Source organism: Streptomyces sp. NBC_00597 (assembly GCF_041431095.1).
Lineage (GTDB): Bacteria > Actinomycetota > Actinomycetes > Streptomycetales > Streptomycetaceae > Streptomyces.
This window is the reverse complement of record NZ_CP107757.1, coordinates 2,124,299-2,148,978: the sequence shown is the minus strand read 5'-3', so window position 1 is coordinate 2,148,978 and position 24,680 is coordinate 2,124,299. Positions and strand designations below refer to the sequence as shown.

The following is a 24,680-nucleotide window of genomic DNA, read 5'->3' as shown; positions in this document are numbered from 1 at the left end:
AGACACCGTGCCCGTCCCGGACCCGTCCCTCACCGATCTCGTCGCCGCCTTCGCGCATCCCGGGGCGGACCTCGCCCTGCTGCTGTGCGACCGGCACCCCGCGGACCGCCCGGCGCTGCGCGTCGTCGACGCCGAGCTGCGGACCACCACCGTCACCTACGGCGAACTGGCCGACCGGTCCCGCCGGCTGGCCGGGGCGATGCGGCGCCTGGGGGTGGGCGAGGGGGACCGCGTCGCCACCCTGATGGCCAAGTCGGCCGAGCACGTGGTCACGCTCCTGGCGACCTGGCGGCTCGGAGCGGTCCACGTACCGCTCTTCACGGCCTTCCAGTCCGAGGCCATCGCCGCCCGCACCGCGCACGCGGCGCTCGTCGTCGCGGACGCCGGGCAACTGCCCAAGCTGCTCCCGCCGGTCCGCGGCGGCGCGCCCGCTCCCCCGATCGTCGTCAACGGCGCCCCGGGCGGAGCGGACGGCGCGGAGCCCGCGCCGCCCGGGACGCACGGCTTCCGGGACCTGGAGGCGGGCCCGCCGCTGACGCCGGCCACCCGCGCGGTGGGCGGTGACGCGCCGTTCGTCGACCTCTACACCTCGGGGACGACCGGACAGCCCAAGGCCGTCACCGTCCCCGTCCGGGCGACGGCGACCTTCGCCGCCTACCAGCGCCACGGCCTGGACCACCGCCCCGACGACGTGTTCTGGAACCTGGCCGACCCGGCCTGGGGCTACGGGCTCTACCAGGCCGTCATCGGCCCCCTCGCGCTGGGCCTGACCACCACCCTGCTCCGGGCCCGGTTCGACCCCGAGCTCACCGTCCGCGCCCTCACCAGCCTCGGCGTCACCAACTTCGCCGCCGCCCCCACCGCGTACCGGGCGCTGCGCAACGCCCTCGGCGATAGCCCGGTGCGCACCTCCCTGCGCGCCTGCTCCTCGGCCGGCGAGCCCCTGCCCCCGGACCTCGCGCCGTGGGCCCGCCGCGTGCTCGGCGCGGACCTGTACGACCACTACGGCCAGTCCGAACTGGGCATGGCGGCCGGTCAGGCCTGGGACGTCGCGTCGGCGGCGGGCGCGGCGCCGAGCGAGGTGCGCGCCTTCCCCGGTTGGACGCTCGCCGTGCTCGATGCGGAGACGGGCCGCGAGACGGTGGGCGGGACGGGGCTCCTCGCCGTCGACGTGGCCCGCAGCCCCCTCATGTGGTTCACCGGCTACGCGGGCGGCGGCGGGCTCGCCCCGAAGGCGGGCGGGTCCTTCCTCCAGGAGGGCCGCTGGTTCGTCACCGGTGACCTGGCCGTCCTCGACGACGCGGGCCGCCTGCACGTGCGGGGCCGCCAGGACGACCTCATCGTCATGGCGGGCTACCGGATCGGCCCGACCGAGATCGAGAGCATCCTGATCGAGCACCCCGCCGTGTCCGAGGCGGGCATCACCGCCGCCCCGGACAGCCTCCGCGGGGAGGTCGTGGAGGCGTACGTCGTGCCCGCCCCCTCGGCGGCCACCGGCCCCGCGCTGGTTGCGGAGCTCCAGGCCCTGGTGAAGACCCGGCTGTCGGCCCACGCCTATCCGCGGCGCGTCCACTTCGTCACGGCGCTGCCGAAGACGGACAGCGGCAAGATCCGCCGCGCGGCCCTGCGCGGCTGAGGCGCCTCCCGCATTCAGTCGACGCCCAGCAGCCGCCTCCGGTCCTCGGAGCCGGCCGCGAACTCCGCGCAGGGCGCCCGGTGGACGATCCGGCCCTTCTGCATGACGGCCACGTGCTGGGCGACCGACAGCGCCAGCCCCAGGTTCTGCTCGACGAGGACCACGGACACGCCCTCCGCGGCCACCTCGCGGATCACCTCGCCCACTTGGGCCACGATCGCGGGCGCGAGGCCGTCGGAGGGTTCGTCGAGGAGCAGCAGCCGCGGGTTGCCCAGCAGGGCCCGGGCTATCGCGAGCATCCGCTGCTCCCCGCCGGAGAGCTGGTCGCCGCGGTGGCCGAGGCGTTCCCCGAGCCTCGGCAGCAGGTCCAGGACGCGCGCCCGGGTCCACGGTCCCCGGACGGCGAGTGCGCGCGCCATCCGGTCGAGGTCTTCGAGCAGTGCGGTCAATCGTTCGCCGGGATCGCCTCGATCATGCGTGGCTCGATCGCTTAGACGTCCCCCTGCGCCGCGCTCAGCCGGCGTCGGCCTTCGTCGGTGAGGGTGGTGGGGCGGGCGCGACCGGTTTCCGCGGTGGCGGGCCGGGTGAGAAACCCCGCTTTCTGGAGGCCGCGCAGCACCACGCGAAGTAGGCGTTGCGGTCCTCGGCTGCTTGCTGCTATGCCACGCGCTGAGAGTTGGACGCGACGGACGCGAATGTGCGGGTTCTGGTCCGTGACTGGTCCGGGAGAGCTGACTGAACTGCCCTATTGGCTACTCGCAGCCCTTCAGCGATGACTCCCCGTGCGTGACGGATTCCCTGGGCCGGTGATCCCACTCTGTGCCGACCGCACGTGTCGGGTCCAATGAATGCTTCGCAAGGAGCGATACGGTTCGTGCATCGTTGCTGGCCAAGGCGGTTGCTGGGGCGTACCCGACAGGCAGCGCGAGGGCTACGCTGGAACGGTGCCCGACTCGCCACCTCCTCAGGCATCACCGCCACCTCCCGCATCGCCGCCGCCTCCGGCTGCCTTGGACCTGCGGCTGGTGTGGTCCTTCACTGTCGTGGCCGAGTACCGGCATTTCGGGCGGGCAGCCGAGGCCCTCTTTACCACCCAGCCGTCACTGAGCCGGCAGATCCGCCGCCTTGAACAGCAATTGGGGGTCTGCCTGTTCGAGCGCACGCCGCACGGCAACCACCTCACGGCGGCCGGCGAGGTCTTCCTGCCGCTCGCCACGGAGCTGCTGCGCTCCGCCGATCAGGCCGCGGCACGCACCCGGGCCGCCGCCCGGCCCAGCCGCATCACCATCGGGTACACGGCGGGCATCGCCATCACTCCGGTCGCGCGGGAGCTGGGCCACCGCCACCCCGAGGGCCGCGGGACCACCGGCTGGCCGGCAAGGAATCGGTCACCCTTGACGACATCGCCGACGAACCCCTGCCCCGGGTGCAGGGGGCGGACCCGCTCCTGAGCGCCTTCTGGCGCATCGACCCCCGGCCCGACGGACGCCCGGTCCCAGACGGCCCGCTGATCGAGGCAGTCGAGGACAAGTTCGAACTCATCGCCGCCGGACGGGCCGTGGCCATCTCCGCGCAGGTCCATGCGCACACCCTGCGCCCCGACCTCACCACGGTCCCGCTGGACGGGGTCGAGCCCAGCCACGTCGTACTGGCGACCCGCGCCCGCGAGTGCAACCGGCTGGTGGCGGCCTTCCGCACCTGCGCCCGGGCCCACCTCAAGGCGCAGTCCACGCCGGCGCCTTGAGGCTCGGCGAAACGGATCGACCCCGAGCAGGGACGTCGACCCGGGTGCGCGGTTGCCTCGCCTCATCTGCGACAGCACGGGGCGACTTCCATGCCGCTATGGCCGGCTGAGTAGGGGTCATGCGGCGTGTTCGGCGCAGAGGCATCCGACGCCCCGCTCGATCCACTCCCGCCCGACCCACTCGGGATGCCGCTCGATCAGCACCGCCCGGACTTCGGCGACGATCTCGTCCTGGCTCATCGCGGAGTCGCGCCGCCGCCAGGTCTCGTCGCGCAGCTCGCGCAGGTAGTCGCGGACGTCGGTGAGTACGTGCGGGCCGTCGAGGTCGCCGTGACCGGGGACCACCAGCCGGGGTCGGGTGGCGGCCAGCCGGTCCATCACCGCGAGCCACCGTACGCCGGATACGTCCGTGTCGTACGGCGGGAACCACGGGAAGATGGCGAACTGCCCAGTCTCGGCAAGGTCCCCGGTGAACAGCACGCCGGCGTCCGGGACCTCGATCACCTGGTCGCCCTTGGTGTGGCCCCGGCCGGTGGGCCGCAGTCGTACGGTCCGGCCACCGAGGTCCAGGTCGTACTCGTCGTCGTAGACCACGTCGGGGGTGGGAACCCGGACCCCGTCGAGGCGGGCGGCGATTGGCCCGCCAAAGCCCCGGAACATTTCCAGGTAGCCGGGCCCTTTCGATTTCAGGTCGTCCGCCTGTGCGCGGTTGACCAGGTACGTGGCCTGGCCGGCGAACGCCTGCGCGCCGAAGGCGTGCTCGGGGTGGAAGTGCGTCGTGGTCAGGTACAGTCGGCGGCCCTTCGCCGCCTCGGACGCAAAGGCGAGGACCTGCTCGGCGTTGGAGGTGCCGATGCCCGTCTCGACGACCAGGACGGCCTGCGTACCGGCGATGATGCCGATGTTGGGTACGAGCTGGACCCGGCGGTTGGGGATCACCAGCAGGTCGGAGGCGATCTCCTGCACGTTGGCAACCTGCACGACGGGGTCGGGAATGCGTTCGTCGGTCATACTCCGATTCCACCGCCGGGGCACCGTGGCCGTCCAAGACCGGTTTCGGCGGTGTCCATACCGTGCGGGTATCGTCGCCTGTCATGGAGCTACGCACGCTGCGCTACTTCGTGGCCGTCGCCGAGGAACTCCACTTCGGCCGGGCGGCTGCCCGGCTGCACATGAGCCAGCCGCCCCTGAGCCGGGCGATCAAGCAGCTGGAGGTCGAGCTCGGCGCCGCGCTGTTCCTCCGCTCCGCCGCAGGCGTCATGCTCACCCCGGCCGGGGCGGCGCTGCTGGAGGAGGCGCGCAACCTACTCGACCAGGCCGACCGGGTCCGCGTACGCGTGACCGCGGCGGCCGGCGCCGCGACACTCACCGTCGGCATCCTGGGCGACACCACCGACCGGGGTGCGACCCGGCTGGCCGCCGCGTACCGCCGACGACACCCCGGCGCCGAGGTCCGCATCCGCGAGACCGACCTGACCGATCCGACCTGTGGGCTGCGTGCCCGACTGGTCGACGTCGCCCTGACCCGCGCGCCGTTCGACGAGACCGGCCTGGCAGTGCACGAGTTGCGCGCCGACCCGGTGGGCGTGGTGCTGCGCGCCGACGATCCCCTGGCCCGCCACGACCGCCTGACGCCGGCCGACCTGGCAGACCGGCGCTGGTTCCGGTTCCCGGACGGCACCGACCCGATCTGGCAGTCGTACTGGAGCGGCGGCGAGCCGCGTGAGGGCCCGGTCGTGCGCGCCGTCCAGGAATGCCTGCAGGCCGTGCTCTGGAACGGCACGGTCGGAATGACCCCGCTCGGGCACGAACTACCCGAGGAGCTGGCCGTGGTACCGCTCATCGGCATCGCGCCGAATCGCGTGGTGGCGGCGTGGAACAAGGGCGACCCGAACCCTCTGATCCGGTCGTTCGTCCAGATCGCGACGGCCGCCTACCGGGGGCCGGCATTGCTGGAGCAGCCGCCGTTCACTCGGCCTGTTCGTAGTTGGTGAAGAGGTCGACGAGGCTGTGCGGGGCGTTGTCGTCGAAGCACAGCCCGTGGTTCCGGGCCGCCTCGGCGGCAGCGGCGGCACTGCGCGGGAACAGAGCCTCCTCGTACTCGGTAAGTGCGGCCTCGGTGTCGTCCGGGTGCGCGGCGAGGGCCTTGCCGAGTTCGGCGCCGTCGTACATGGCGAGGTTGGCGCCCTCTCCGTACTCGATCGTCGCCGCGTTGGAGACCGGCCGGACCTCGTGGACCGCCCTGCTGGACGCGATCCGGCTGGAGCCCGGCGCCGCCAGTAGCGTTCAGCCTCACTGGCGACCGCATCACCCGGATCACGCGAAGCTCCTGGCGGACATGGCGATCTTGGTAGCGAATCGTCTACCAGGAGCTTTGCCGTTTCGCACAGCCCATCCCCGACAACGACCGGCCGCCACCATCAGCTTGGAAAGGGCTCTGCGTCTGCTGGTATGCACGGTGGACCGGCGATCGCGCTGGCCCGTGCACGGCCCGGATCTTCTGTATGAAGTGGGATATCGGAGGCAAGTGAACTCTGGAATCACGCGATTTCGTAGCTGTCCCGAGATTAGGGCACGGTGCCTGACGGGGCTTTTGCGCAGGTCAGGCACCGTCCTCAAGTTCTCAGAAGAAGCCGATCTTCTTGGGTGAATAGCTTACTAATAAGTTCTTCGTCTGCTGGTGGTACAGACGCCGCACCACGGCTGACCAGCCAAAATGGCGGACGCTGGGCCAAGTTCCCGCCTCCTGGCCCGCGAATGGTCCGGATCTTGGAGGGCGATACGAGCAGCGCCAGCGTGGTCAGCAGCACGCCGTATGGCCACGTGCCGCGCATGGGTGACGACGTACTCGGGCGGCCCCACAGAAGAAGTGGCTGGCTGCCGAATCGGCCGGCGGCGGGCACGACGGGAATCGGGATCTCGAAGCGGACCGTCCCGTAGGTGATGACAATCGCCTCCGACATCGAGGTGCTGGCGCGGTTCGGCCGCGCCCTCGCCGACCCGATCCGCTGCCGCATCCTGCTCGCCCTGTGCCAGGCTCCGGCCCATCCCGCCGAGCTGGCCGACGCGCTGGGCATCTCCCGGACCCGGCTGTCGAACCACCTGGCCTGCCTGCGCGACTGCGGTCTTGTCGTCACGGTCCCGGTCGGCCGCCGCACCCGCTACGAACTCGCCGACGAGCGCCTCGGCCACGCCCTGGACGACTTGCGCACCGCCCTCGGCCCGGCCCCGGCCCCCCGTGACGCCCTCGCGAAGCGGATACGGCTGCTGGTCGCGGCCACCATCACCTACAACGTTGTCGAGGCGATCGTCGCCATCACCGCTGGGGCTATCGCCCCCTCCACTGCGCTGATCGGTTTCGGCCTGGACTCGGTCATCGAGGTCTCCTCGGCCGCCGCGGTCGCCTGGCAGTTCTCCGGCCGCGACCACGCTGTCCGCGAGGCACGGGAGAAGACCATTCTACGGATCATCGCAGCAGGCCAGGTGCGTTTGGTCCCGAGGCCGTCGACGAGCACCGTCTCCGGTCGTCTCGCCGGTACAGCGGCCAGGTCCGGCTCCGCCTACCCCGCGCAGCGGTACTCGCAGCGGGCCGGCGGCACCAGCTCAAGGCCTCGGGCCGTCGCCTCGGTCTACGGACGGCCGTGGCGCTCGACGGGCTGCCCGGGCGGTGAGGCTGCGGAGCGGGTGCCCTGTCTTCGCCGCACATGCTTCAGGTTGCGGGTGTGGCCGTCGTCTGTTCGTCGGTCAGGCGGGCCCGCCAGTCGCTGACGTAGTCGTCGGGCATGGACGCCAGGCGGGCGATTTCCCCGTCGCTGCGCCCATCGGACCAGGCCAGGATCCGTGTCACGGTGCGGTTCCGTGCCGCGCGGAAGTCCTTGAGCATGTTCTCGAGGCGTTCGACTTCCTCGGCTTCGCGGACGAGCTGCTGGTCGACGGCGGAGCGTTCCTCGGCGCGCAACCGGCGCAGATGGGCGTCCAGGCCCGTCAGGACCAGACCCTCCTCGTGCGCGGAGTTCTGGAACCCTTCGGCCAAGGCCGCCAGCACGCAGTCGGGGACGTCGGCGAGGGTGGCCCCGGGGGGCTTGGCCGCCTCCCAGGTGCCCCGACCCGCCTCTGTCGTCTCCAGCCAGACGCGGGCGTCTGTCGGAACACGGTCGCCGCACGCCTGCGCGCGGTAGGCGTACAGGGCGGCACGGTGGCCGTAGAAAGTGAAACCGTCCTCGATCTGCCGGTCGGCGGCGCGGCACATCCGCCCCGGTACACCGCCATAGCCGCTCTCGGGACTGTAGTCGGCGTAGGCATCGAGTTCCGCGTCCGTGGCCAGGCCCCAGGAGGGATCGCACAGACCGGGGTTCATGGCGAGGAACGCGCCGACCTCGACACGCCAGGCAGGGATCGGTGTCGTGCGCAGCCTGGGCCAGCGGAGATCGCCGGAGGGGTCGAAGGTGTGTGTCGCGGCCTGCTCGATGTCGTCCCAGGCGGTGGCGGCCTCGGCCGACCACTCCAGTTCGTCGTCCGGTCCGATGCGGTGGATGGAGTCCACGAGCCGCTGCACGGCGGGGAGTATGCGCAGGGCGAGCGCGTGCAGTTCCTCAGCGGTGAAGAAGCGCCAGGAGCAGCCGCGCTGTTCGTCATGGGTCAGGTGGCCGAGCAGCTGCACCATGCTTCCGGAGGCCGGGACGGCCCCGTCGCCGAGTGCCCTGCGGGGGAGGCCGGGGAGCTGGCTGCCGAGGTCTTCGGACGGGGCCCGCCAGTCGATGTCGCCGAACCATACGGCGCCGTCGCGTGCGTCCACTGCCAGCCACTGGTGGTAGCCCGCACCCGGGCCGTAGCGCTGCTCCTGCTGCTCGGCGTGCTCGTCGTGCCATACGTACTCGGCCGGAGGCGGGTCCAGCTCCACGGCCATGAAGCCGTCCTCGGGGCGGTAGCCGGTGAGGACGCGGGCCGTTCGCGGCGCACTGTCGGCGGCGGTCATGAGGGGTTTCCTCTCGCTGGAACGTCAACCGCCGCAAACGTAGGGCGCCCGTCACACAATGGTTTAACTTTCAGCCACCGCGTCCGGTAGTCGGACAAGCCGGGAGACCTGGCGTCATCACCCGGTCTACGCGCGTGCGGCCGCCGTCAACTTGGCGCATTTCGCGTGGGTTCACGCGCCGTTCACCTCCGGTGGCCGCCCGCCGCAGCCTCATGCGAGCGCGGCCAGCGCTTGCGCGGCGAGCATCTGCTCCAGGTCCAGGACGGCGCGCGGGGCGTGCCGGGTGTCGATGCGGACGGCGTAGATGAAGCGCGTCAACTGCGGCTCGGCCAGGGGGCGGGCCACGACCTGGGTGTTGGCGCGGGGCAGGGCGAGTTGCGGCATGACGGCCACGCACAGGCCTGCGGCCACGAAGCCGAGCACGGTGTTGAAGTCGTCCCCCTCGTATTGCAGGCGGGCCTGGAAGCCGGGCGTCTTGGCCATCTGGGAGAGCAGTTCCAGGCGCAGTGCGGCCTCCGGAGCCGCGATCCAGGTCTCGGACGCGAGGCTGGCCAGGTCGATGACCTCCCTGTCGGCCAGGCGGTGGTGTGCCGGGACCACGGCCACCACCGGATCCCGTGCGACCAGCGTCCGGCGCAGCATCCGGGGTGGCGGGACGGGGATGAAGTCGTAGTCGTAGCTGAGGGCCAGGTCCATGTCCCCCCGCTTGAGCCGGTTGTAGCAGGCCTCGGGTTCCAGTTGGCTGAGGCTGACCTGCACGTGGGGGTAGGCCGCGTGGAGTTGGGCCAGCGCTTGCGGAACGATGCTGGTGGCGGCCGAGGCGAAGGCGCCGAGGCGGATCCGTCCGGCCGTCCCCGCGCGCATGGCGTCGAGTTCCACCGATGCCGTCGCCAACGCGTTGCGGACGCCCTGCTCGGCGTCGAGAAGGACTTCGCCTGCCGGTGTGGCGCGCACGGGCCGGCGCTCCAGCACTCTCAGGCCCGCGCGGCGTTCGAGTTCGGCGATCTGCTGGGAGACCGCGGGCGCGCTGTAGCCGAGCTCGCGTGCGGCGGCGTTGAAGGAGCCGTGCCGCACGACGGCTTCGAGGGTGGCGAGCAGGCGGGGGTCGAGTCCGTGCACGGAGTTAAGGCTCACTTATCTGTCGCGAAGATGTGTTTTCTTGTGATTGCAGATGAACGCCAGCAGGATTCTTGCTCGCGGCAAGAAAAACGCAAGCCCGCGCTCCCGGATCGTGACCGCCCCTCCACCTTGTCGCCGGGGCGCCCTCCGCCAGTGCCCCGTCCGCCCCGTCCGCCTTTTCTGCCGCAGCCCGCCGTGGCCGGGGACGTCCGGCGGGGCGGGTGTGCACCCGGCCGTCGACGATCACCCCTCACGCCCTGAAAGGAAGTGGTATGCCCCAGCCACCACTCATCGGACTCACCACCTACCTGGCCGACGCCCGGTGGGGCGAGTGGGACCTGCCCGCCGCAGTGCTGCCTGCTGCCTACGCCGGCTGTCTCCAGGCCGCGGGCGGCCGGGCCGTCCTGCTGCCGCCGGACGCCCCGTCGGCAGCGGCCGATGTGGTCGCACGTCTGGACGCGATCGTCCTGACGGGAGGCGAGGACGTGGATCCCGCCCTGTACGGCGCTCGGCCCCACCCGTGCACGGGGCCGCCGGTCCGCGAGCGCGACCGGTGGGAGCAGGCTGTACTGGCCGCCGGTCTCGCCCGCGACATACCCGTGCTCGGAGTGTGCCGGGGTATGCAGCTGATGAACGTACACGCCGGAGGCACCCTCATCCAGCACCTGCCCGACAGGGTGGGCCATCACGGCCACAACCCCTACCGGGGCCACTTCTGTGCCCACACCGTCACCACCGCGCCGGGGACCCGGATCGGCGCCCTCCTACCGGGGACCCGCGAGGTCGCCACGCACCATCATCAGGCGGTGGATCGCCTGGGCGCCGGGTTCATCGTGGCCGCCCGTGCGGCGGACGGCACCGTCGAGGCGATCGAGAGCACCCGGCACCGCTTCGCCGTGGGCGTCCAGTGGCATCCGGAGATGGGTGTCGACACGCCGGTGGTGCATGCCCTGGTGGATGCCGCCGGTTTCGCCGCAGACACCGATCGGGCGGCTTCGGTGGCAGGACGGAAAGTGCGCACGGTGCGAAACTCGCCGGGCCGGACTTTCCCGACACAGGTGTCTTGACACCCTCCGGCGCACCCATCAGGATCACACCGTGAACCTGTCAGACAGCCAGACAGGTGGCCAGGCCCCGCGGCGCGTCAGCGCGATGGAAGCGGTCTTCGGCCACCTGCGCAGCGCCATCGAGCGCGGTGAGTACGTCGTGGGCGACAAGCTCCCCTCCGAAGCCGAGTTGTGCCGGAACCTGGAGGTCAGCCGGCCCGTGCTGCGGGAGGCGCTCCGAGCCCTCCAAGCCATCGGCCTGACCGCCTCCAAGAGCGGCAAGGGCACGTTCGTCCTGGCGAACACGGTCGAGGACCCCACCTTCGGCGACTACGTCGCCAGCGACCTGCTGGAGGTGCGCCGGCACGTCGAGATCCCGGTCGCCGGGTACGCCGCGCTGCGCCGCACCCCGGAGGACCTGGACCATCTGGGCCATCTGCTCGACCGGATGGAGCAGGAGACCGACACCACCGCGTGGGTGGCGATGGACACCGTCTTCCACCTGGCGGTGGCCGAGGCATCCCGCAACCCCGTCTTCCGTCGCGTCATCGAGGAGATCCGCGACGCACTGGCGCGTCAGTCGACCTTCCTCAACGAACTGGGCGGCCGGCGCGAGCAGTCCAACTGCGAGCACCGGGCGATCCTCGAGGCGCTGGCCGACGGTTCCGAGCACGACGCGGTGGAGGCCATGTCCCACCACCTCCTGCGGGTCGAGACGACCCTCACAGAAATCGTGCGCCCCCAGCGCGCGGCCACCTCCACGGAAGGCAGACCCGAGGCGTGAGCGAGCAGTTCCTCAAAGACGAGAAGCGCCCCACGACCCGTCACGTGGACGCCGGGGACACCGGCTACAGCAAGTCCTTGACACCCCGGCACGTCAACATGATCGCCATCGGGGGTGCGATCGGCACCGGGCTCTTCCTCGGCGCGGGCGGACGCCTCGCCGACGCCGGCCCCTCACTGTTCGTCGCCTACGCCGTCTGCGGGATCTTCGCGTTCCTCGTCGTACGCGCGCTCGGCGAGCTCGTCATGTACCGGCCGTCCTCCGGCGCCTTCGTCTCGTACGCCCGGGAGTTCCTCGGGGAGAAGGGCGCGTACACCGCGGGCTGGATGTACTTCCTCAACTGGGCGACCACCGGCATCGCCGACATCACCGCCGTCGCCACCTACACCCATTACTGGCGCCTGTTCTCCGACGTCCCGCAGTGGGTGATCGCGCTCATAGCCCTGGCCGTGGTCCTCACCGTGAACCTCATCTCGGTGCGGATCTTCGGCGAACTGGAGTTCTGGTTCGCCATCGTCAAGGTCGGCGCACTGGTCGTCTTCATGGCCATCGGGATCTTCTTCCTCGTGACCCGGCACCCCATCGACGACGCCGTGCCCGGTCCGTCCCTGATCACCGACAACGGCGGGATCTTCCCCAACGGCCTGCTGCCCATGCTGCTGATCATCCAGGGCGTCGTCTTCGCCTACGCCTCCGTCGAGCTGGTCGGAGTCGCGGCCGGTGAGACCGAGAATCCCGAGGAGATCATGCCGAAGGCGATCAACTCGATCATGTGGCGCGTCGGCCTCTTCTACGTCGGCTCGGTCGTCCTGCTGTCGATGCTGATGCCGTGGAACAGCTACAGCGCCGGCCAGAGCCCGTTCGTGACCGTGCTCTCCCACATCGGCATTCCGGCGGCCGGCGACGTGATGAATCTGGTCGTTCTCACCGCGGCCATGTCCTCGCTCAACTCCGGCCTCTACTCCACCGGCCGCATCCTGCGCTCGATGGCCGTCAACGGCTCCGCCCCGAGCTTCACCGCCCGGCTGAGCCGCACCCAGGTGCCCTACGGCGGCATCCTGCTCACCAGCGGCATGTGCGTCCTCGGCGTCGGGCTCAACTTCGTCGTTCCGGCGGACGCGTTCGAGATCGTGCTCAACCTGGCCGCCATCGGCATCCTCGCTACCTGGGGCATGATCATGCTCTGCCACCTCCTCTTCTGGCGGAAGACCCGTGACGGCGAACTCACCCGCCCCTCCTACCGCCTGCCCGGCTCCCCGTGGACCGAACTCGTGACGCTGGCCTTCCTCGCCTCCGTCCTGGTCCTCATGTACGCCGACGGAGGAGCGGCGCGCACCACCGTGCTGTGCGTGCCACTGATCGCCGCGGCGCTGGTCGCCGGCTGGTACGCCGTCCGCGGCCGCGTGGCGCGCGCCGCCGCGAAGAGCGAGGGCTGAGCCGGGCGGCGGGCGCGGCCCGTCCCCCCGGGCCGGGCCCGCCGCCGGCCACCCCGGTCAGCAGCAACCCACCACCGAACGAGGCAGTGATGCGCAGCAGTCTCCTCGCGGACGCGCCAGCGATGCGCGAGCCCCAGCATGCACCCGTCGCCCACGTCACCCGGGGCGGCATGATCGAGGGAGTCCACTACGGATCCGTCGTCGTCCTCGGCGGTAATGGCGACGTCCGGTTGAGCATCGGAGACATCGAGGCCGCCTGCTACCCGCGCTCAGCCCTCAAGCCGGTCCAGGCCCTCGCCATGGTGCGGGCCGGGCTGCCGCTCGACGGCGCCCTGCTCTCCCTCTCGATGGGCAGCCACTCCGGCGAGGAGCACCACCTCGCAGGTACCCGGCTGATCCTCGAACTGGCCGGCCTCACCGAGGACGACCTGCGCAACGTCCCCGACGTGCCGTACGCCCCGGCGGTCCGGGATGCCTGGGTGCGCGAGGGCCGCGGGCCTTCCCGGCTCGCCCAGAACTGCTCCGGCAAGCACGCGGCGATGCTGTACCTGTGCAAGCTGGCCGGCTGGCCCCTGGAGAGCTACCTCGACCCGGGCCACCCGCTTCAGAGGGCGATCGCCGAGGTCGTCGAGGAACTCACCGGCCAGCACATCGCGAACGTCACCGTCGACGGCTGCGGAGCCCCGCTGTTCGCAGTGTCCCTGCACGGCCTGGCCCGCGCCGCCGCCCGCATCGCCACGGCCGGTCCGGACACCGCCGGGCGCCGGGTGGCGGACGCGCTGCGCGTCCACCCGGAGATGGCCTCCGGCACAGGGCGAGACACGGCCCGGCTGATGCGCGCGGTGCCCGGGCTGCTGGCCAAGGACGGCTTCGAGGGCGTCCAGGTGGCCGCGCTGCCCGACGGCCGGGCCGTCGCGGTGAAGATCGCCGACGGGGCGGACCGGGCGCGCATCCCGGTGACGGCCGCAGCCCTCGCCCGGGCGGGAGTCGAGCCGCGGCTGCTCGCCGGGTTCGAGGGCGAGTCGATGACCGGCGGCGGCCGGCCCGTCGGCGGCATCCAGCCGGTGGCGGCGCTGAACCCGCCCAGCATCCCCGCCACCGCCTGACTCCATCCCCTTTCACCACCTTGACCCACCCACCTCAGGAAGAGGGCCGCACACCCATGACCGCCGCCACCCGCAGCGAACACGACCTGCTCGGAGACCGCGAAGTCCCCGCCGACGCCTACTGGGGCGTCCACACCCTGCGCGCCACCGAGAACTTCCCCATCACCGGGACGCCCATCTCCGCCTACCCGCACCTGATCGACGCCCTCGCTGCCGTCAAGGAGGCCGCGGCCCTCGCCAACGAGGAACTCGGCCTGCTGGAGCCCGCGAAGGCAGCCGTGATCGTCGCCGCCTGCCAGGAGATACGCGGCGGCAAGCTCCACGACCAGTTCGTCGTCGACGTCATCCAGGGCGGCGCCGGCACCTCGACCAACATGAACGCCAACGAGGTCATCGCCAACCGGGCGCTGGAGCTGCTGGGCCACGCCAGGGGTGAGTACCGGCACCTGCACCCCAACGAGGACGTCAACCTCGGCCAGTCCACCAACGACGTCTACCCGACCGCCGTTCGGATCGCGACCGCCTCGGCGGTGCGCGGCCTGCTCGACGCCATGGCCGTCCTGCAGGACGCCTTCGCCCGCAAGGCCGTCGAGTTCCGCGACGTGCTGAAGATGGGCCGCACCCAGCTGCAGGACGCCGTACCGATGACCCTCGGGCAGGAGTTCTCCGCCTTCGCCGTCATGCTCGACGAGGACCGCAGGCGGCTCGCGGAGGCCCTCGGACTCATCCACGAGATCAACCTCGGCGCCACCGCCATCGGCACCGGCCTCAACGCCCCTGCCGGGTACGCCGAGTCGGCCCGCCGCCACCTCGCCGACATCACCGGGCTGCCCCTGGTCACCGCGGCCGACCTGGTCGAAGCCACCCAGGACTGCGGCGCCTTCGTCCAGATGTCCGGCGTCCTCAAGCGCATCGCCGTCAAGCTCTCCAAGACCTGCAACGACCTGCGCCTGCTGTCCTCCGGGCCGCGCGCCGGACTCGGCGAGATCAACCTGCCGCCGGTGCAGGCGGGCTCCAGCATCATGCCCGGCAAGGTCAACCCGGTGATCCCGGAGGTCGTCAACCAGGTCGCCTTCGAGGTGATCGGCAACGACATCACCATCACCATGGCCGCCGAAGCCGGACAGCTCCAGCTCAACGCCTTCGAGCCCGTCATCCTGCACTCGCTGTCGAAGTCCGTGATCCACCTGCGCGCGGCCTGCCTCACCCTCGCCGAGCGCTGCGTGGCCGGCATCACCGCCAACACCGAGAAGCTGCGGGCCACCGTTGAGAACTCCATCGGCCTGGTGACCGCCCTGAACCCGCACATCGGATACACCGCCGCCACCGACATCGCCAAAGAGGCCCTCGCCACCGGCCGGGGCGTGGCCGAGCTCGTCCTGGAGCGAGGTCTGCTGCCGGCCGAGCGGCTCACCGCCCTGCTGCGGCCCGAGGTGATCGCGGGAGCCAGAGCGGCCGGGGCCTGACGCGGGGCTGCGCCGCGGCTCACCGGGCGCGCACCTGGACCGTCCCGCGCCGCGGACGGCACGCTGTTGCACCGTTCGCCATGCCGAGCGCCCACCTGTGGCGACCTATTGGAGCCGGTGGGGGTCAAGGGGTCGCAGGTTCAAATCCTGTCGTCCCGACCATGCTTCATGCAGGTCGTAGGCCGTTCTCTCATCCATGAGAGGGCGGCCTTTTCCATGCCCGGAGTCCTGGTGGTCGCGGTGTGGCCGCACGCCCGGTTCGGGGCTTGTCCGCCATAGTGCTGAACGCGGGCGGGGCGGGGGAGCGGAGCCAGTGGAGGGCCTCGCGGAGGCGCTGGATGTGGTCGCGTGGTGGTCGCAGCCACGCTGGCCGGTCCGTCCGGCGGCCGGTCTTCTCGGCTCCGGTGAGTGGGACGTCGGCGGTGATGGTGATGGTGGCGGCGAGGTGTCGCAGGTCGTGGACGGTGATGCGGGGAACGCCGGCTTCGTCGGACGGTTTCCGGAGCCGGTCGAGTACGCCCTGAGGGCGGAGTGGTCGGCCGTCGGGTCTGCAGAACACGAGTGGACGTCGTCCCAGTGCAGACCGAGGGCCTCTCCCTTGCGCATGCCGGTGCCGATGAGGAACTCGAACAGGTCGGCCATGTCTGGGTCTGCCTTATGGCAGTGCTGGAGGAAGCGGACGGCCTCGTCCGCGGTCCAGATCCGCCGCTCTGGCGACGGCGGACGGTGAAGAGCCGAGGGGCTGTTCTGGGTTGTGGGCGAGGCGGTGTTGGCGGAAGGCGGCGCCGAGGGCGCTGGAGAGTGTGACAAGGCACCGGTAGAGGGTGGTCTGGCCGCGGCCGGCGGCGAGCTCGCTGGTGACGAACGCGGCGATGTGCCGGTGCCCGAGCTCGTCCAGCTTCAGGGTCCCGAAGGCCGGGACGAGATCGTTGTGGACGTAGTCCCGGTAACGGGCGATGGTGGTCGGCTTGAGCACGAGGGCCTTGGCGGCGAGCCAGACGGTCAGGTAGTCGGCGACGCTCTGGTTCGGGTCGGCGTTGAACCCGCCGGCCTCGCCCTTCAGGAACCTCCGCAGCGCCCCCTCGGCCGCGTCGTGACCGACCATGGAGAAAGAGAGCCCACCCAGAACCAGACGTACTCACCGCGTGCCCTGCCGTGCTGCCTCTCACCAGGGTTGAATCCGGTTTCAGGGACAAGTCGCAACCGGAACCGCCGACGGCGACCGCGGCACCGCCGAGTGCGTTCGATCGGACGGGCTGCGGTCAATGGGTGTGGCTGTGTGCGCCTGCGGCCGGCGTCCTCCAGTCGATGCCGTGTCGACGGGCCGCCGCGAGAGCTGTGGGCACGCCTTCCGCGTAGGGCTCGCCGTGGCCGGGGAGCAGCGTCGTGGCTGTGATTCCGGCCAGAGCGGTCAGGCTGTCCAATGCCTGTTCGGGGTCGTCGTTGAGGGTGCCGGGCATGATTCCCAGGCCACGTCGGCCGGTGACGACGTCGAGTGTCACCAGGGCGTCTCCCGTAATCAGGACGTCTCGGTCGGCGAGCAGCAGGCAACTGCTCCCTGGACTGTGGCCGGGAGTGTGGATCGCCCGAGGCGATCCCGGTACGTCGAGACGCTGCCCATCGGTGTAGCACTCGGCGTGCAGGATCGGCGGGACGGTAAACAGGCCCGCGCGTGCCCAGTTCAGGTTGAGTGCAAAGACGTGAGGCTTCCACAGGTTTCGCCGAATACGGCGGGGTGGGGTGTGGAGTCGGGCGCCTTCGGCCAGCGCCTCGTCGTCCGGGTGTATGTACACCGGCCGGCCGGTGGCGTCGGAGAGCCGGCGGACGATGCCCAGGTGATCGGCGTGTCCGTGGGTGAGCACGATGGCCCGAACGGCGTCCAGACCTTGCCCCCGCTTCGTCAGCCAGTCCATCAGTGCGGGCCAGTGGCTGGGCATACCGCCGTCCACGACGGTCAGGGCGCCCTCCTGCTCGATGACGTACCAGTTGACGTGGCCGTCTCCGAAACGGAACACCCCACGGGCAACCTCGATACTGGCCTGACGAAGTCTCTGCATCTGGAAGCACCTTTCCCCAGTGGCTTCCACGATGGAAGTAACGGGAGGCTAGCAGTTCACTTCCAACATGGAAGCCGCTAGGCTGAGGGCATGCGCTCGCCCCTCGCCCTCGACAACTGTCCCGCCGCCCGAGCGCTGGACGTGGTCGGCGAACGATGGGCGCTCCTGGTGGTGCGTGAAGCCCTCGCCGGAGCCCGCCGGTTCGACGAATTCCGCGATCGGTTGCGGATGAGCGAGAACACGCTCGCCCGACGACTGACGGAGCTGACTGCCTCCGGCGTCCTCAGGCGCACGCAGTACAGCCTCAAACCCGCCCGCTTCGAGTACCTCCTCACTGAACAGGGATGCGCCCTGGTGCCGGTGCTCGCAGCCTTGGCCGCCTGGGGAAACGAGTGGACCGATCCCGATCCGGATCTGCCGAAGCCGCCCGCGCGACCGAGCTGGCTCGCCGAAGACGCCGCAGGCACCGCCGGGCGGAGGGCGTGATCGCCTCGCGGGCGTCCGACGACATCAGTTGTGACAGCCGTGACCCGGTCGTAACCCACCCGTCACCCTGCGTCCGAAGTGGCAGCGCGTGCCGACGTCGCCGGCAGGATGCACGACGACGGCGAAGCCGATGAGTTGACACGAAGGAGACGGTCACCACTGAGTCGGCTGTTCCTGCCCGAGACCTGCGCGCCCGGGTCAGCGAAGGCGGACCAGGGCAAGGTCGCCCGCCGCCCTGCGGCATTTCCGACGACATCGGGCGTGTGGAGAAATGGCAGCTCGCACCCGACATCGCGTCACAACAACACCCAACCCGCGCGACCCTGTTCATGCCATGACGGAAGCGTGATCGTTGCGGCGTGCCCCGTTGTCGTGCTCTGCCGCCAGGTCAGCCCGGGCTCGCGAGGGTGGAGATGAGGGCCGCGGCGGCTCTGTCGAAAGGCGCGATGCTGCCCGCAGCGCGACACAGGATGTGGGCGCCTTCGAGTGTGACGATCATGAGGGTGGCCAGATCGGCGGCCTGGGATGAGCTCATTCCGGCCTGGGTAAGTTTTCCGGTGAGCTCGCCGACCCAGCCGGTGAACGCTTCGGCGGCGACAGTGCGCAGGCTGCTCTGGTCGGCAATGGCTGCACCGCCGTCGACGGTGACCGCCGCGATCGCGCAGCCGCCGCCCCCGGCGGACGCCTGCACCACGGGGCGGACGTTGCCGAGGAACGCCTCCACGACTTCGCGGGGCCTGCGGGCCGGCAGTGCGTGCAGGTGGCCGCGGACGTCCTCCGCGTTGCGGCGAGCGGCTTCAAGCGCGAGTTGGTGTTTGCCGCCCGGGAAGTGGTGATAGATCGCCCCGCGCGCGGCACCGCTCTCGGTCAGGACGTCGGTGAAGGACATCGCGGCGAGGCCGCGGCGTTGTAGCAGTCCGATCGCTGCGCTGATCATGCGGGACTTCGTGTCTGCGGCCATCGCACCCCCTTGACTAGTACGGCCATCCTACTCCATGCTCACCTTACTAGGACGCACGTACTAGTAATGGGGGCTGGACAGGCCCCGAAACCGGAGGTTCGTGATGGGCAAGACGTTTCTCTACACCGAGATCCAGGCGGCAGTGCCGTTCGAGCAGTTCGACTGGCGCCAGGTCAACGAGGCCCTGAAGACCGCGCCGGGTCTGATCCGCAAGACGTGGCTGTCCGGTATCGGAACCCACACCGTCGGTGGTTTCTACGAGTTCGACAGCGCCGAGAATGCCCTGGCCTTCGCGCAGGGCCCCTTCGCCGAAGAAGCCCGCCGGGCCGGAGCCCCGGCAACGACACGACTGTTCGACGGTGACATCGTCAAAGACGCCAGCATCGACCTGAACTCGCCCTACTACACCTGACACCAACAGGTCGCCGCTGAGTCAGTTCTGGACGCCGCCTCGCTCCACTGTCGAGGCGGGGCGGCCTCAACGGAAAGTCATCTCGATGAACGTCACGCGGCACCCCGAGAACAGCGTGAGCTGGATCGACCTCGGCACCCCCGACATGGAGACGACGGCGGCGTTCTACACCGCGCTGTTCGGTTGGACCGTCGCCCGACCGAACCCCAACGGCTACAGGCTCTGCACGCTGCGCGGACACCTCGTCGCCGCCCTGGGGCCGGCCGAGGACGCCGGCGCCCCCTACTGGACGGTCAACGTCACCGTGTCGGACATCCAAGCCACCGTCACCCGCTTCGCGGACCTGGGCGCCCAGATCGTCGTGCCACCCACACGGGTCGGGACGCTCGGCCATGCCGCCGTCACCCTCGACCCCGTCGGCGCACCACTGTCACTCTGGCAGCCCGGCACCCATACCGGCATGCAGCTGACCCACGAACCGGGCACCTTCGCCGGCATCAGCCTGCTCACCGACCACCCCGCACACGCTGCCGCCTTCTACCGACCGGCCTTGCACTGGAACGTCAACCCCCAGCACACCGAGTTCGGGTTGCCGGACAACTCCATTGCCGCCACCGGCCCGCCGCCAGGGAAACCAACGGCACAACGATCACTCTGGCTGGTCAGTTTCGCCAGCAACAGACCCGATACCGACGCCAAGCAGGCCCTGCGGCTCGGCGCAACCGAAGTTCGCCAGGACGCCAACGGAGACGTGGTCCTACGCGATCCCACCGGCGCTCTGTTCGCCATCACCCAGCACACCCGATAGTGCCACTCCGCCCGAACGCATCGCCCCAGGCAATCGCGCGGGAGTGTCAGTGTCTTTCCGGGACAGCCCCCCGCCCAGCCGTCTGAGACGGCTGGGCGGGCCGAGGACCAGGTGGCTTACCTTGGGCACCAGTTGGGGACCAGCGCCCACCGCGGCGGGCGCACGGCAGGTACGTATCTGGGGGTCAAGGGGTCGCAGGTTCAAATCCTGTCGTCCCGACCATGCTTTACGCAGTTCGGAGGCCGTTCTCTCACACACGAGAGGACGGCCTTTTCCATGCCCGGACTGCTGCTGGTCGCAGTGTGGTCGCACGCCCGCTTCGGGGTTGGTTGGCGGTGGGGTAGAGGCCGGTCGGGGCGGGGGAGCGGAGCCGGTTGAGGGCTTCGCGGAGGCGCTGGATGCGGTCGCGTGGTGGTCGCAGCCGTTCCAGCCAGGTGTCGCAGGTCGTCAACGGTCACCCGGGGTACGCCGGCTTCTCGGGACAGCTGCCGGAGCCGGTCGAGGACGGTGTGGGGTCGCAGGGGTCGCAGGGGTCGGAAAGGGTGGCCACGCAGCGGTAGAGGGTGGTCGTTCCGCGGCCTGCGGCGAGTTCGCCGGTGACGAAGGCGGCGATGTGACGGTGTCCGAGCTCGTCCAGCTTGAGGGTGCCGCAGGCGGGGGCGAGGTCGTTGTGGACGTAGTCCCGGTAGCGCGCCATGGTGGTCGGTTTGAGCACGAGCGCCTTGGCGGCCAGCCAGGTGCTCGGGTAGTCGTCGACGCTCTGGTTCGGGTCGGCGTTGAATCCTCCGGCCTCGCCCTCGAGGAATCTGCGGAGTGCGTTCTCGGCTGCGTCGTGATTGTCGAAGCCGCCCCTGCGCACGGTCGTCCGGCGGCGGCGCGGTGCCGGGACATCGACCGCGAAGGTCCACGTCCCGTGGTCACCGTCAGCGAGCAGGTGTGGGCAGTGCTCTCCGAGCTGGTGATGCGCTGTGTCCCGGCAGCCACATCTGCGGTAGATGCGGCCGCGGTCGCCGGTGGTACGCATGGGGATCGCCTCCGGGAGGCGGAGGAAGGGTCGACACCTCCAGTCTCGTGCGACCACCATGACCCATGCGCCCCCTCTGACCTGTGCTTTCCCCTTGCCTTTGCGTCAATAATCCGCTCCGCAGACGTCCAGCAGACTCTTCGTCTCCTGGTGGTACGGGAGGCGACCCATGCTGACCAGCGGAAACGTCAGTTGATGCGCCCCCTTGGTCTGGGCTGGTCCGGAGCTGGTCCGGATCTTTGCCCGGGCGCTCCTGGCGTGGGGTGGGCCGGGAAGTTCTGGGAATGATTGCTGGGAGGCTTCCGTCGTCCGCCGCGCGGACAACCGCGCGGCGGACCATCGTCTCGTACCAGCCGGAGCCCCACCACTCGCCGATCGACTCGGTGTGGGAGCCGTGCAGGAGAGCAGGCGGAGGGTGGCTTCCGGGCCGAGGTTCTCGTCGACCTGCTGCCAGAGGTCGATCTCCCGGTGGACGGACGTGAGGATCCGCGCCCATCCCCGATGCCACGGTCCCGCCGTGGCCGGAACTGCGGCCGCCTAACGTCCTTGCTGCCGACCCGGGTTCACGCGGCCGTCGGTGGGAAAGGGCGGCCACCTGTGGCAGGGCAAGAAGTCGGTCGGCGTGTACGAGCAGCCTGACCCAGTGCTGTGTGACGCCGACTGTCTCGCCACTCGTATGGCGCTGAGGTTCCGAACGAACGTCGCGGAGGTTCAAGTACGCGCCGTGTCCGTATTCCTAAGATTCGACGGCAGAAGGGAAACCCGGGCTGTTCCAGGACGGGTACACACCAAGGACAAGAACGCGTGAAACAAGAGAAGTCCAGCCGGAAGGCCGTCATCGCAGGCACCGGCGCCGGCATGGACATCCCCAACGGGGTGATCGGCAATGGCCGGACCGGGCGCTCCCAGGCCCGTCGGATCAAGGTGATCGTTTGCCGCCGGGCCGCCTCGGTGTCCGTCAGCACCAGCAGCGCGCGCGGCCTGCCTGCGGACAGCCCCGCTCCCCTGGAGCCCGCTCGCTGCTGATCAGCCGGTTCCACGCCTTCTGCGCGCCGAGCTCGGACTTCTCGGCCCCTTTAGTTCGTGCAAGCAATCAGCTCTTTGATCGTCGAGGAGCCTTTTCCTGAAACCCGGTGGTCGGACAGTGCTGCCGTGGGAAGCGGAGACATGATGGGCAAGAGTCCTTATGACTATGTCGTGGTGGGAGCGGGGACGGCGGGGTGCGTGATTGCCTCCCGGCTTTCGGAACGCCCGGGCGTGCGGGTGTTGTTGCTGGAGGCGGGCGCCCGGGACGCAACCGAGGCGATGGCATCTCCTTGGGGGTTCCTGGGGTTCGACCCGTCATCCCTCTGGCTGGGCGCCTCGACCGTGCAGGCCGGTACAGGCAGGGCCGCTGACGTGCTGCGCGGTAAGGCGCTCGGCGGATCGTCGAGCATCAACGGCCTCTACCACCTGCGGGGGCACCGCTCCGGTTACGACGAATGGCCCGGCCTCGGTGCTCCGGGCTGGGGTTTCGACGATCTGCTGCCTTATTTCCGCCGCAGCGAGAGCACTCGCAGTCGTGATGCCTCCGTGCGGGGCACGGACGGGCCGGTCGCGGTCGCCCCGGTCCCGGAACCCCATCCCCTGGCCACGGCGGGCGTCGACGCCGCAGTGGAGGCTGGGTTCACACGCGCCGATGACATCGGCAGCGGGCTGGAGACCGGGTTCGGGTGGAGTGACATGAATCTGCCCGGCGGCGCCCGCCAGAGCGCGGCCGACGCCTACATCCGTCCGTTCCTCGACCGGCCGAACCTGGACGTCGTCACGGACGCGACCGTGCAGCGGCTGCGCATCACCGCGGGCCGCTGCACCGGCGTCGAGTACACGATCGGTGGGGAGCACCTGGCCATCGACAGCGCCGAGGTCATATTGACCGCGGGAGCCATCGGTTCCGCGCACCTCCTGATGCTGTCAGGGATCGGCCCGGCCCAACACCTTGAGGAACACGGTATCGACGTCGTCGCCGACCTGCCGGGAGTGGGATCCCATCTGCAGGACCATCCGATGGCGGGTGTGGTGTACGAGGCCAGCCGGCCCGTACCGTTCGTTCCTGCCAACCCGCCGGCCGAAATGATGGGCCTGTTGTACAGCGATCCCGTCGCGGCCCGGCCGGACCTTCAGGTCTACATCGTCGCCGCACCGCTCCCGTCGGCTTGGGGCCAGCCGCCGGCCCACGGCTACTCCATAGCCTTCTCCGCGATGGCTCCGCACAGCAGCGGCACCGTGCGCCTGGCGGACGCCCATCCCGCCAGTGTTCCCGTCGTCGACCCTGGCTACCTGAGCGACGACCGTGACCTGGAGGTCATGCGCAAGGGCCTGGCAGTGGCACGCCGCATCGGCGAGGCCGACGCGTTCGCCGACTGGCGCAAGCAGGAAGCGGTGCCGGGCTCCGGGACGAGCGGCGAATCCGTGGACGAGTTCATTCGCAAGGCCACCGGCCCCTACTTCCACTTCACCGGCACCTGCCGCATGGGAACCGACGCCGATGCCGTCGTCGACCCTGCGAACCTTCGCGTGCACGGAATAGCCGGACTGCGTGTCGCCGATGCCTCGGTGATGCCGTCCATCCCCTCGGCCAACACCAACGCGACCGTTTACGCCATCGCCGAACGGGCCGCCGAACTGATCGACTGAGCCTTCTTCCGCGCCCACGGCGCTTCCACAACGCGCTTCATCCCCCCGTCGTCCGTCGTCCGTCGTCCGTCGAACGCGACCCCGACCGGCCTCATCACCCCTCCTCAGACAGGAGCACCACCATGTCCGAAACGCTTCAGACCACGGACGTCGTCACCTCCGACGCCGACCTGCTCGACCGCACCGCGACCGCCGTGCGCGCCGCCGGTGCGGCGCTGCGCGAGCGTTTCGGCGATGTGGTCCGTTACGAGACCCGTGACGAGCTGATGCGTGCGCTCGCCGTCAACGACGACACGGCCCTGGACATCCTGCGCCCCCGCCTCACGAGCCTGCGCCCGGAGGCCGGCTGGGTGGAGGACGAACTGGACGGCGGGGCGCTGCCGCCCGGCGAGTGGTGGGTCGTGGATCCGGCCGAAGGCAACGTCAACCACCTGCACGCCCTGCCGGAGTGGGCGGTGACCGCCACCCTCGTGCGTGAGAACCAGCCGGTGCTCACCGCGGTCCACCTGCCGCTGACCGGCGAGACCTACACCGCGCTCACCGGCGCCGGCGCCCACCTCGACGGCCGGCCGCTGCGCGTCTCCCCGACCGCGGACCTCGGCCTGAGCATCGTGGCCACCAGCCAGGCCCGGCCGGACGAGGACGAGAGGGTCGTACGGCGCGTCGGCTCCTCGATCACCGCGATGCTCTTCGACGCGCTCGTCGTCCGCACCGCCGTGCCCGCGACCCTGCACCTCACGAACGTGGCCGCCGGCCGCATCGACGCCTTCTGGCAGTTCGCCGGCGCCCGAGCGGACCTGCTGCCCGGCGCGCTGCTCGTCACCGAGGCCGGCGGACAGATCTCCGACGCCGAGGGCCGCCCCTGGACCCCGCAGAGCGAGAGCTTCCTGGCCGCCGCGCCCGGCGTCCACGCCGAAGCCGTCGCCACGCTCTCCCGCTGACCC

General features: G+C 70.5%; 21 protein-coding genes and 4 pseudogenes. 16 read left to right on the top strand and 9 right to left on the bottom strand.

Translation table 11 applies throughout. The features are described 5' to 3' along the window. Positions 1 to 7 precede the first annotated feature (7 nt). Positions 8 to 1,636 (top strand): AMP-binding protein, encoded by a 1,629-nt coding sequence (locus OG974_RS09300; protein WP_328761971.1) that lies wholly within the window; start codon positions 8 to 10, stop codon positions 1,634 to 1,636. Positions 1,637 to 1,650: 14 nt separating this feature from the next. Here OG974_RS09300 and OG974_RS09295 read toward each other — a convergent pair whose 3' ends face one another. Next, positions 1,651 to 2,085, bottom strand: a complete 435-nt coding sequence (locus OG974_RS09295; RefSeq protein WP_328761970.1) for an ATP-binding cassette domain-containing protein — start codon at positions 2,083 to 2,085, stop codon at positions 1,651 to 1,653. 561 nt (positions 2,086 to 2,646) lie between these two features. Between OG974_RS09295 and OG974_RS09290 the strand changes: the two are divergent. After that, positions 2,647 to 3,380: pseudogene (locus OG974_RS09290) on the top strand (LysR family transcriptional regulator). Between the two features lie 117 nt (positions 3,381 to 3,497). Here OG974_RS09290 and OG974_RS09285 read toward each other — a convergent pair. Beyond that, entirely contained in the window at positions 3,498 to 4,391 is an 894-nt protein-coding gene (locus tag OG974_RS09285) for an MBL fold metallo-hydrolase (RefSeq protein WP_327282187.1), read from the bottom strand. A gap of 83 nt (positions 4,392 to 4,474) precedes the next feature. On the opposite strand from OG974_RS09285, the gene OG974_RS09280 reads away from it, so the two are divergent. Then, the gene (locus tag OG974_RS09280; RefSeq protein WP_327282186.1) at positions 4,475 to 5,374 is read left to right on the top strand and encodes a LysR substrate-binding domain-containing protein; all 900 of its coding nucleotides are present in this window, start codon (positions 4,475 to 4,477) and stop codon (positions 5,372 to 5,374) included. Here the strand turns inward: OG974_RS09280 and OG974_RS09275 are convergent. Beyond that, a pseudogene (locus OG974_RS09275) lies at positions 5,349 to 5,573 on the bottom strand (FAD-dependent monooxygenase); the annotation flags it as partial. The gene OG974_RS09280 and the pseudogene OG974_RS09275 overlap by 26 nt on opposite strands. 747 nt (positions 5,574 to 6,320) lie before the next feature. Between OG974_RS09275 and OG974_RS09270 the strand changes: the two are divergent. Both OG974_RS09270 and OG974_RS09265 read left to right on the top strand, forming a co-directional pair. Next, positions 6,321 to 6,620 (top strand): annotated as a pseudogene (locus OG974_RS09270) (ArsR/SmtB family transcription factor); the annotation flags it as partial. A gap of 18 nt (positions 6,621 to 6,638) precedes the next feature. Beyond that, a pseudogene (locus OG974_RS09265) lies at positions 6,639 to 6,854 on the top strand (cation transporter); the annotation flags it as partial. A gap of 235 nt (positions 6,855 to 7,089) precedes the next feature. Here the strand turns inward: OG974_RS09265 and OG974_RS09260 are convergent. Both OG974_RS09260 and OG974_RS09255 read right to left on the bottom strand, forming a co-directional pair. Then, on the bottom strand, positions 7,090 to 8,355 hold the full coding sequence (locus tag OG974_RS09260; RefSeq protein ID WP_327282185.1) for a hypothetical protein: 1,266 nt from the start codon (positions 8,353 to 8,355) through the stop codon (positions 7,090 to 7,092). Between the two features lie 210 nt (positions 8,356 to 8,565). After that, positions 8,566 to 9,474: a LysR family transcriptional regulator gene (locus tag OG974_RS09255; protein WP_053788610.1), complete on the bottom strand. Its 909-nt coding sequence runs from the start codon at positions 9,472 to 9,474 to the stop codon at positions 8,566 to 8,568. 272 nt (positions 9,475 to 9,746) lie between these two features. Here OG974_RS09255 and OG974_RS09250 point away from each other — a divergent pair, with 272 nt between their 5' ends. The 5 genes from OG974_RS09250 to aspA all read left to right on the top strand — a co-directional run bounded on the left by OG974_RS09250 (position 9,747) and on the right by aspA (position 15,312). Next, complete coding sequence (locus OG974_RS09250) at positions 9,747 to 10,541, top strand: gamma-glutamyl-gamma-aminobutyrate hydrolase family protein (protein WP_327282183.1); 795 nt, start codon at positions 9,747 to 9,749, stop codon at positions 10,539 to 10,541. Between the two features lie 31 nt (positions 10,542 to 10,572). Then, positions 10,573 to 11,304, top strand: a complete 732-nt coding sequence (locus OG974_RS09245) for a FadR/GntR family transcriptional regulator (protein ID WP_327282182.1) — start codon at positions 10,573 to 10,575, stop codon at positions 11,302 to 11,304. Further along, positions 11,301 to 12,740: an amino acid permease gene (locus OG974_RS09240; protein WP_257553328.1), complete on the top strand. Its 1,440-nt coding sequence runs from the start codon at positions 11,301 to 11,303 to the stop codon at positions 12,738 to 12,740. Before OG974_RS09245 ends, OG974_RS09240 begins: the two co-directional genes overlap by 4 nt. Positions 12,741 to 12,829: 89 nt before the next feature. Next, complete coding sequence (locus OG974_RS09235; protein ID WP_327282181.1) at positions 12,830 to 13,846, top strand: asparaginase; 1,017 nt, start codon at positions 12,830 to 12,832, stop codon at positions 13,844 to 13,846. A gap of 56 nt (positions 13,847 to 13,902) precedes the next feature. Then, entirely contained in the window at positions 13,903 to 15,312 is a 1,410-nt protein-coding gene (gene aspA / locus OG974_RS09230; protein ID WP_371646130.1) for an aspartate ammonia-lyase, read from the top strand. 655 nt (positions 15,313 to 15,967) lie between these two features. Here the strand turns inward: aspA and OG974_RS09225 are convergent. After that, positions 15,968 to 16,417, bottom strand: coding sequence for an N-terminal phage integrase SAM-like domain-containing protein (locus OG974_RS09225; RefSeq protein ID WP_371646128.1), 450 nt, complete (start codon positions 16,415 to 16,417; stop codon positions 15,968 to 15,970). A 157-nt stretch (positions 16,418 to 16,574) separates the two neighbouring features. Next, positions 16,575 to 17,369 (bottom strand): MBL fold metallo-hydrolase, encoded by a 795-nt coding sequence (locus OG974_RS09220; RefSeq protein ID WP_371646126.1) that lies wholly within the window; start codon positions 17,367 to 17,369, stop codon positions 16,575 to 16,577. Between the two features lie 90 nt (positions 17,370 to 17,459). On the opposite strand from OG974_RS09220, the gene OG974_RS09215 reads away from it, so the two are divergent. Further along, positions 17,460 to 17,855, top strand: a complete 396-nt coding sequence (locus OG974_RS09215; RefSeq protein ID WP_371646124.1) for a winged helix-turn-helix transcriptional regulator — start codon at positions 17,460 to 17,462, stop codon at positions 17,853 to 17,855. A gap of 388 nt (positions 17,856 to 18,243) precedes the next feature. Here the strand turns inward: OG974_RS09215 and OG974_RS09210 are convergent, their stop codons facing one another. Then, complete coding sequence (locus OG974_RS09210) at positions 18,244 to 18,816, bottom strand: TetR/AcrR family transcriptional regulator (protein WP_371646122.1); 573 nt, start codon at positions 18,814 to 18,816, stop codon at positions 18,244 to 18,246. A 103-nt stretch (positions 18,817 to 18,919) separates the two neighbouring features. Here OG974_RS09210 and OG974_RS09205 point away from each other — a divergent pair, with 103 nt between their 5' ends. Both OG974_RS09205 and OG974_RS09200 read left to right on the top strand, forming a co-directional pair. Beyond that, positions 18,920 to 19,228, top strand: coding sequence for a YdhR family protein (locus OG974_RS09205; RefSeq protein ID WP_371646120.1), 309 nt, complete (start codon positions 18,920 to 18,922; stop codon positions 19,226 to 19,228). 85 nt (positions 19,229 to 19,313) lie between these two features. Further along, positions 19,314 to 20,036, top strand: a complete 723-nt coding sequence (locus OG974_RS09200; protein ID WP_371646118.1) for a VOC family protein — start codon at positions 19,314 to 19,316, stop codon at positions 20,034 to 20,036. A 454-nt stretch (positions 20,037 to 20,490) separates the two neighbouring features. On the opposite strand, the gene OG974_RS09195 is transcribed toward OG974_RS09200, so the two are convergent. After that, complete coding sequence (locus OG974_RS09195; protein ID WP_328761961.1) at positions 20,491 to 21,060, bottom strand: hypothetical protein; 570 nt, start codon at positions 21,058 to 21,060, stop codon at positions 20,491 to 20,493. A gap of 804 nt (positions 21,061 to 21,864) precedes the next feature. Between OG974_RS09195 and OG974_RS09190 the strand changes: the two genes are divergently transcribed. The 3 genes from OG974_RS09190 (at position 21,865) to OG974_RS09180 (ending at position 24,677) form a co-directional block, all read left to right on the top strand. Beyond that, entirely contained in the window at positions 21,865 to 22,086 is a 222-nt protein-coding gene (locus OG974_RS09190; RefSeq protein ID WP_327282178.1) for a hypothetical protein, read from the top strand. Between the two features lie 141 nt (positions 22,087 to 22,227). Then, on the top strand, positions 22,228 to 23,736 hold the full coding sequence (locus OG974_RS09185; protein WP_371646116.1) for a GMC family oxidoreductase: 1,509 nt from the start codon (positions 22,228 to 22,230) through the stop codon (positions 23,734 to 23,736). 122 nt (positions 23,737 to 23,858) lie between these two features. After that, positions 23,859 to 24,677, top strand: a complete 819-nt coding sequence (locus tag OG974_RS09180) for a 3'(2'),5'-bisphosphate nucleotidase CysQ (RefSeq protein ID WP_327282175.1) — start codon at positions 23,859 to 23,861, stop codon at positions 24,675 to 24,677. The last annotated feature ends 3 nt before the right edge of the window (positions 24,678 to 24,680 follow it).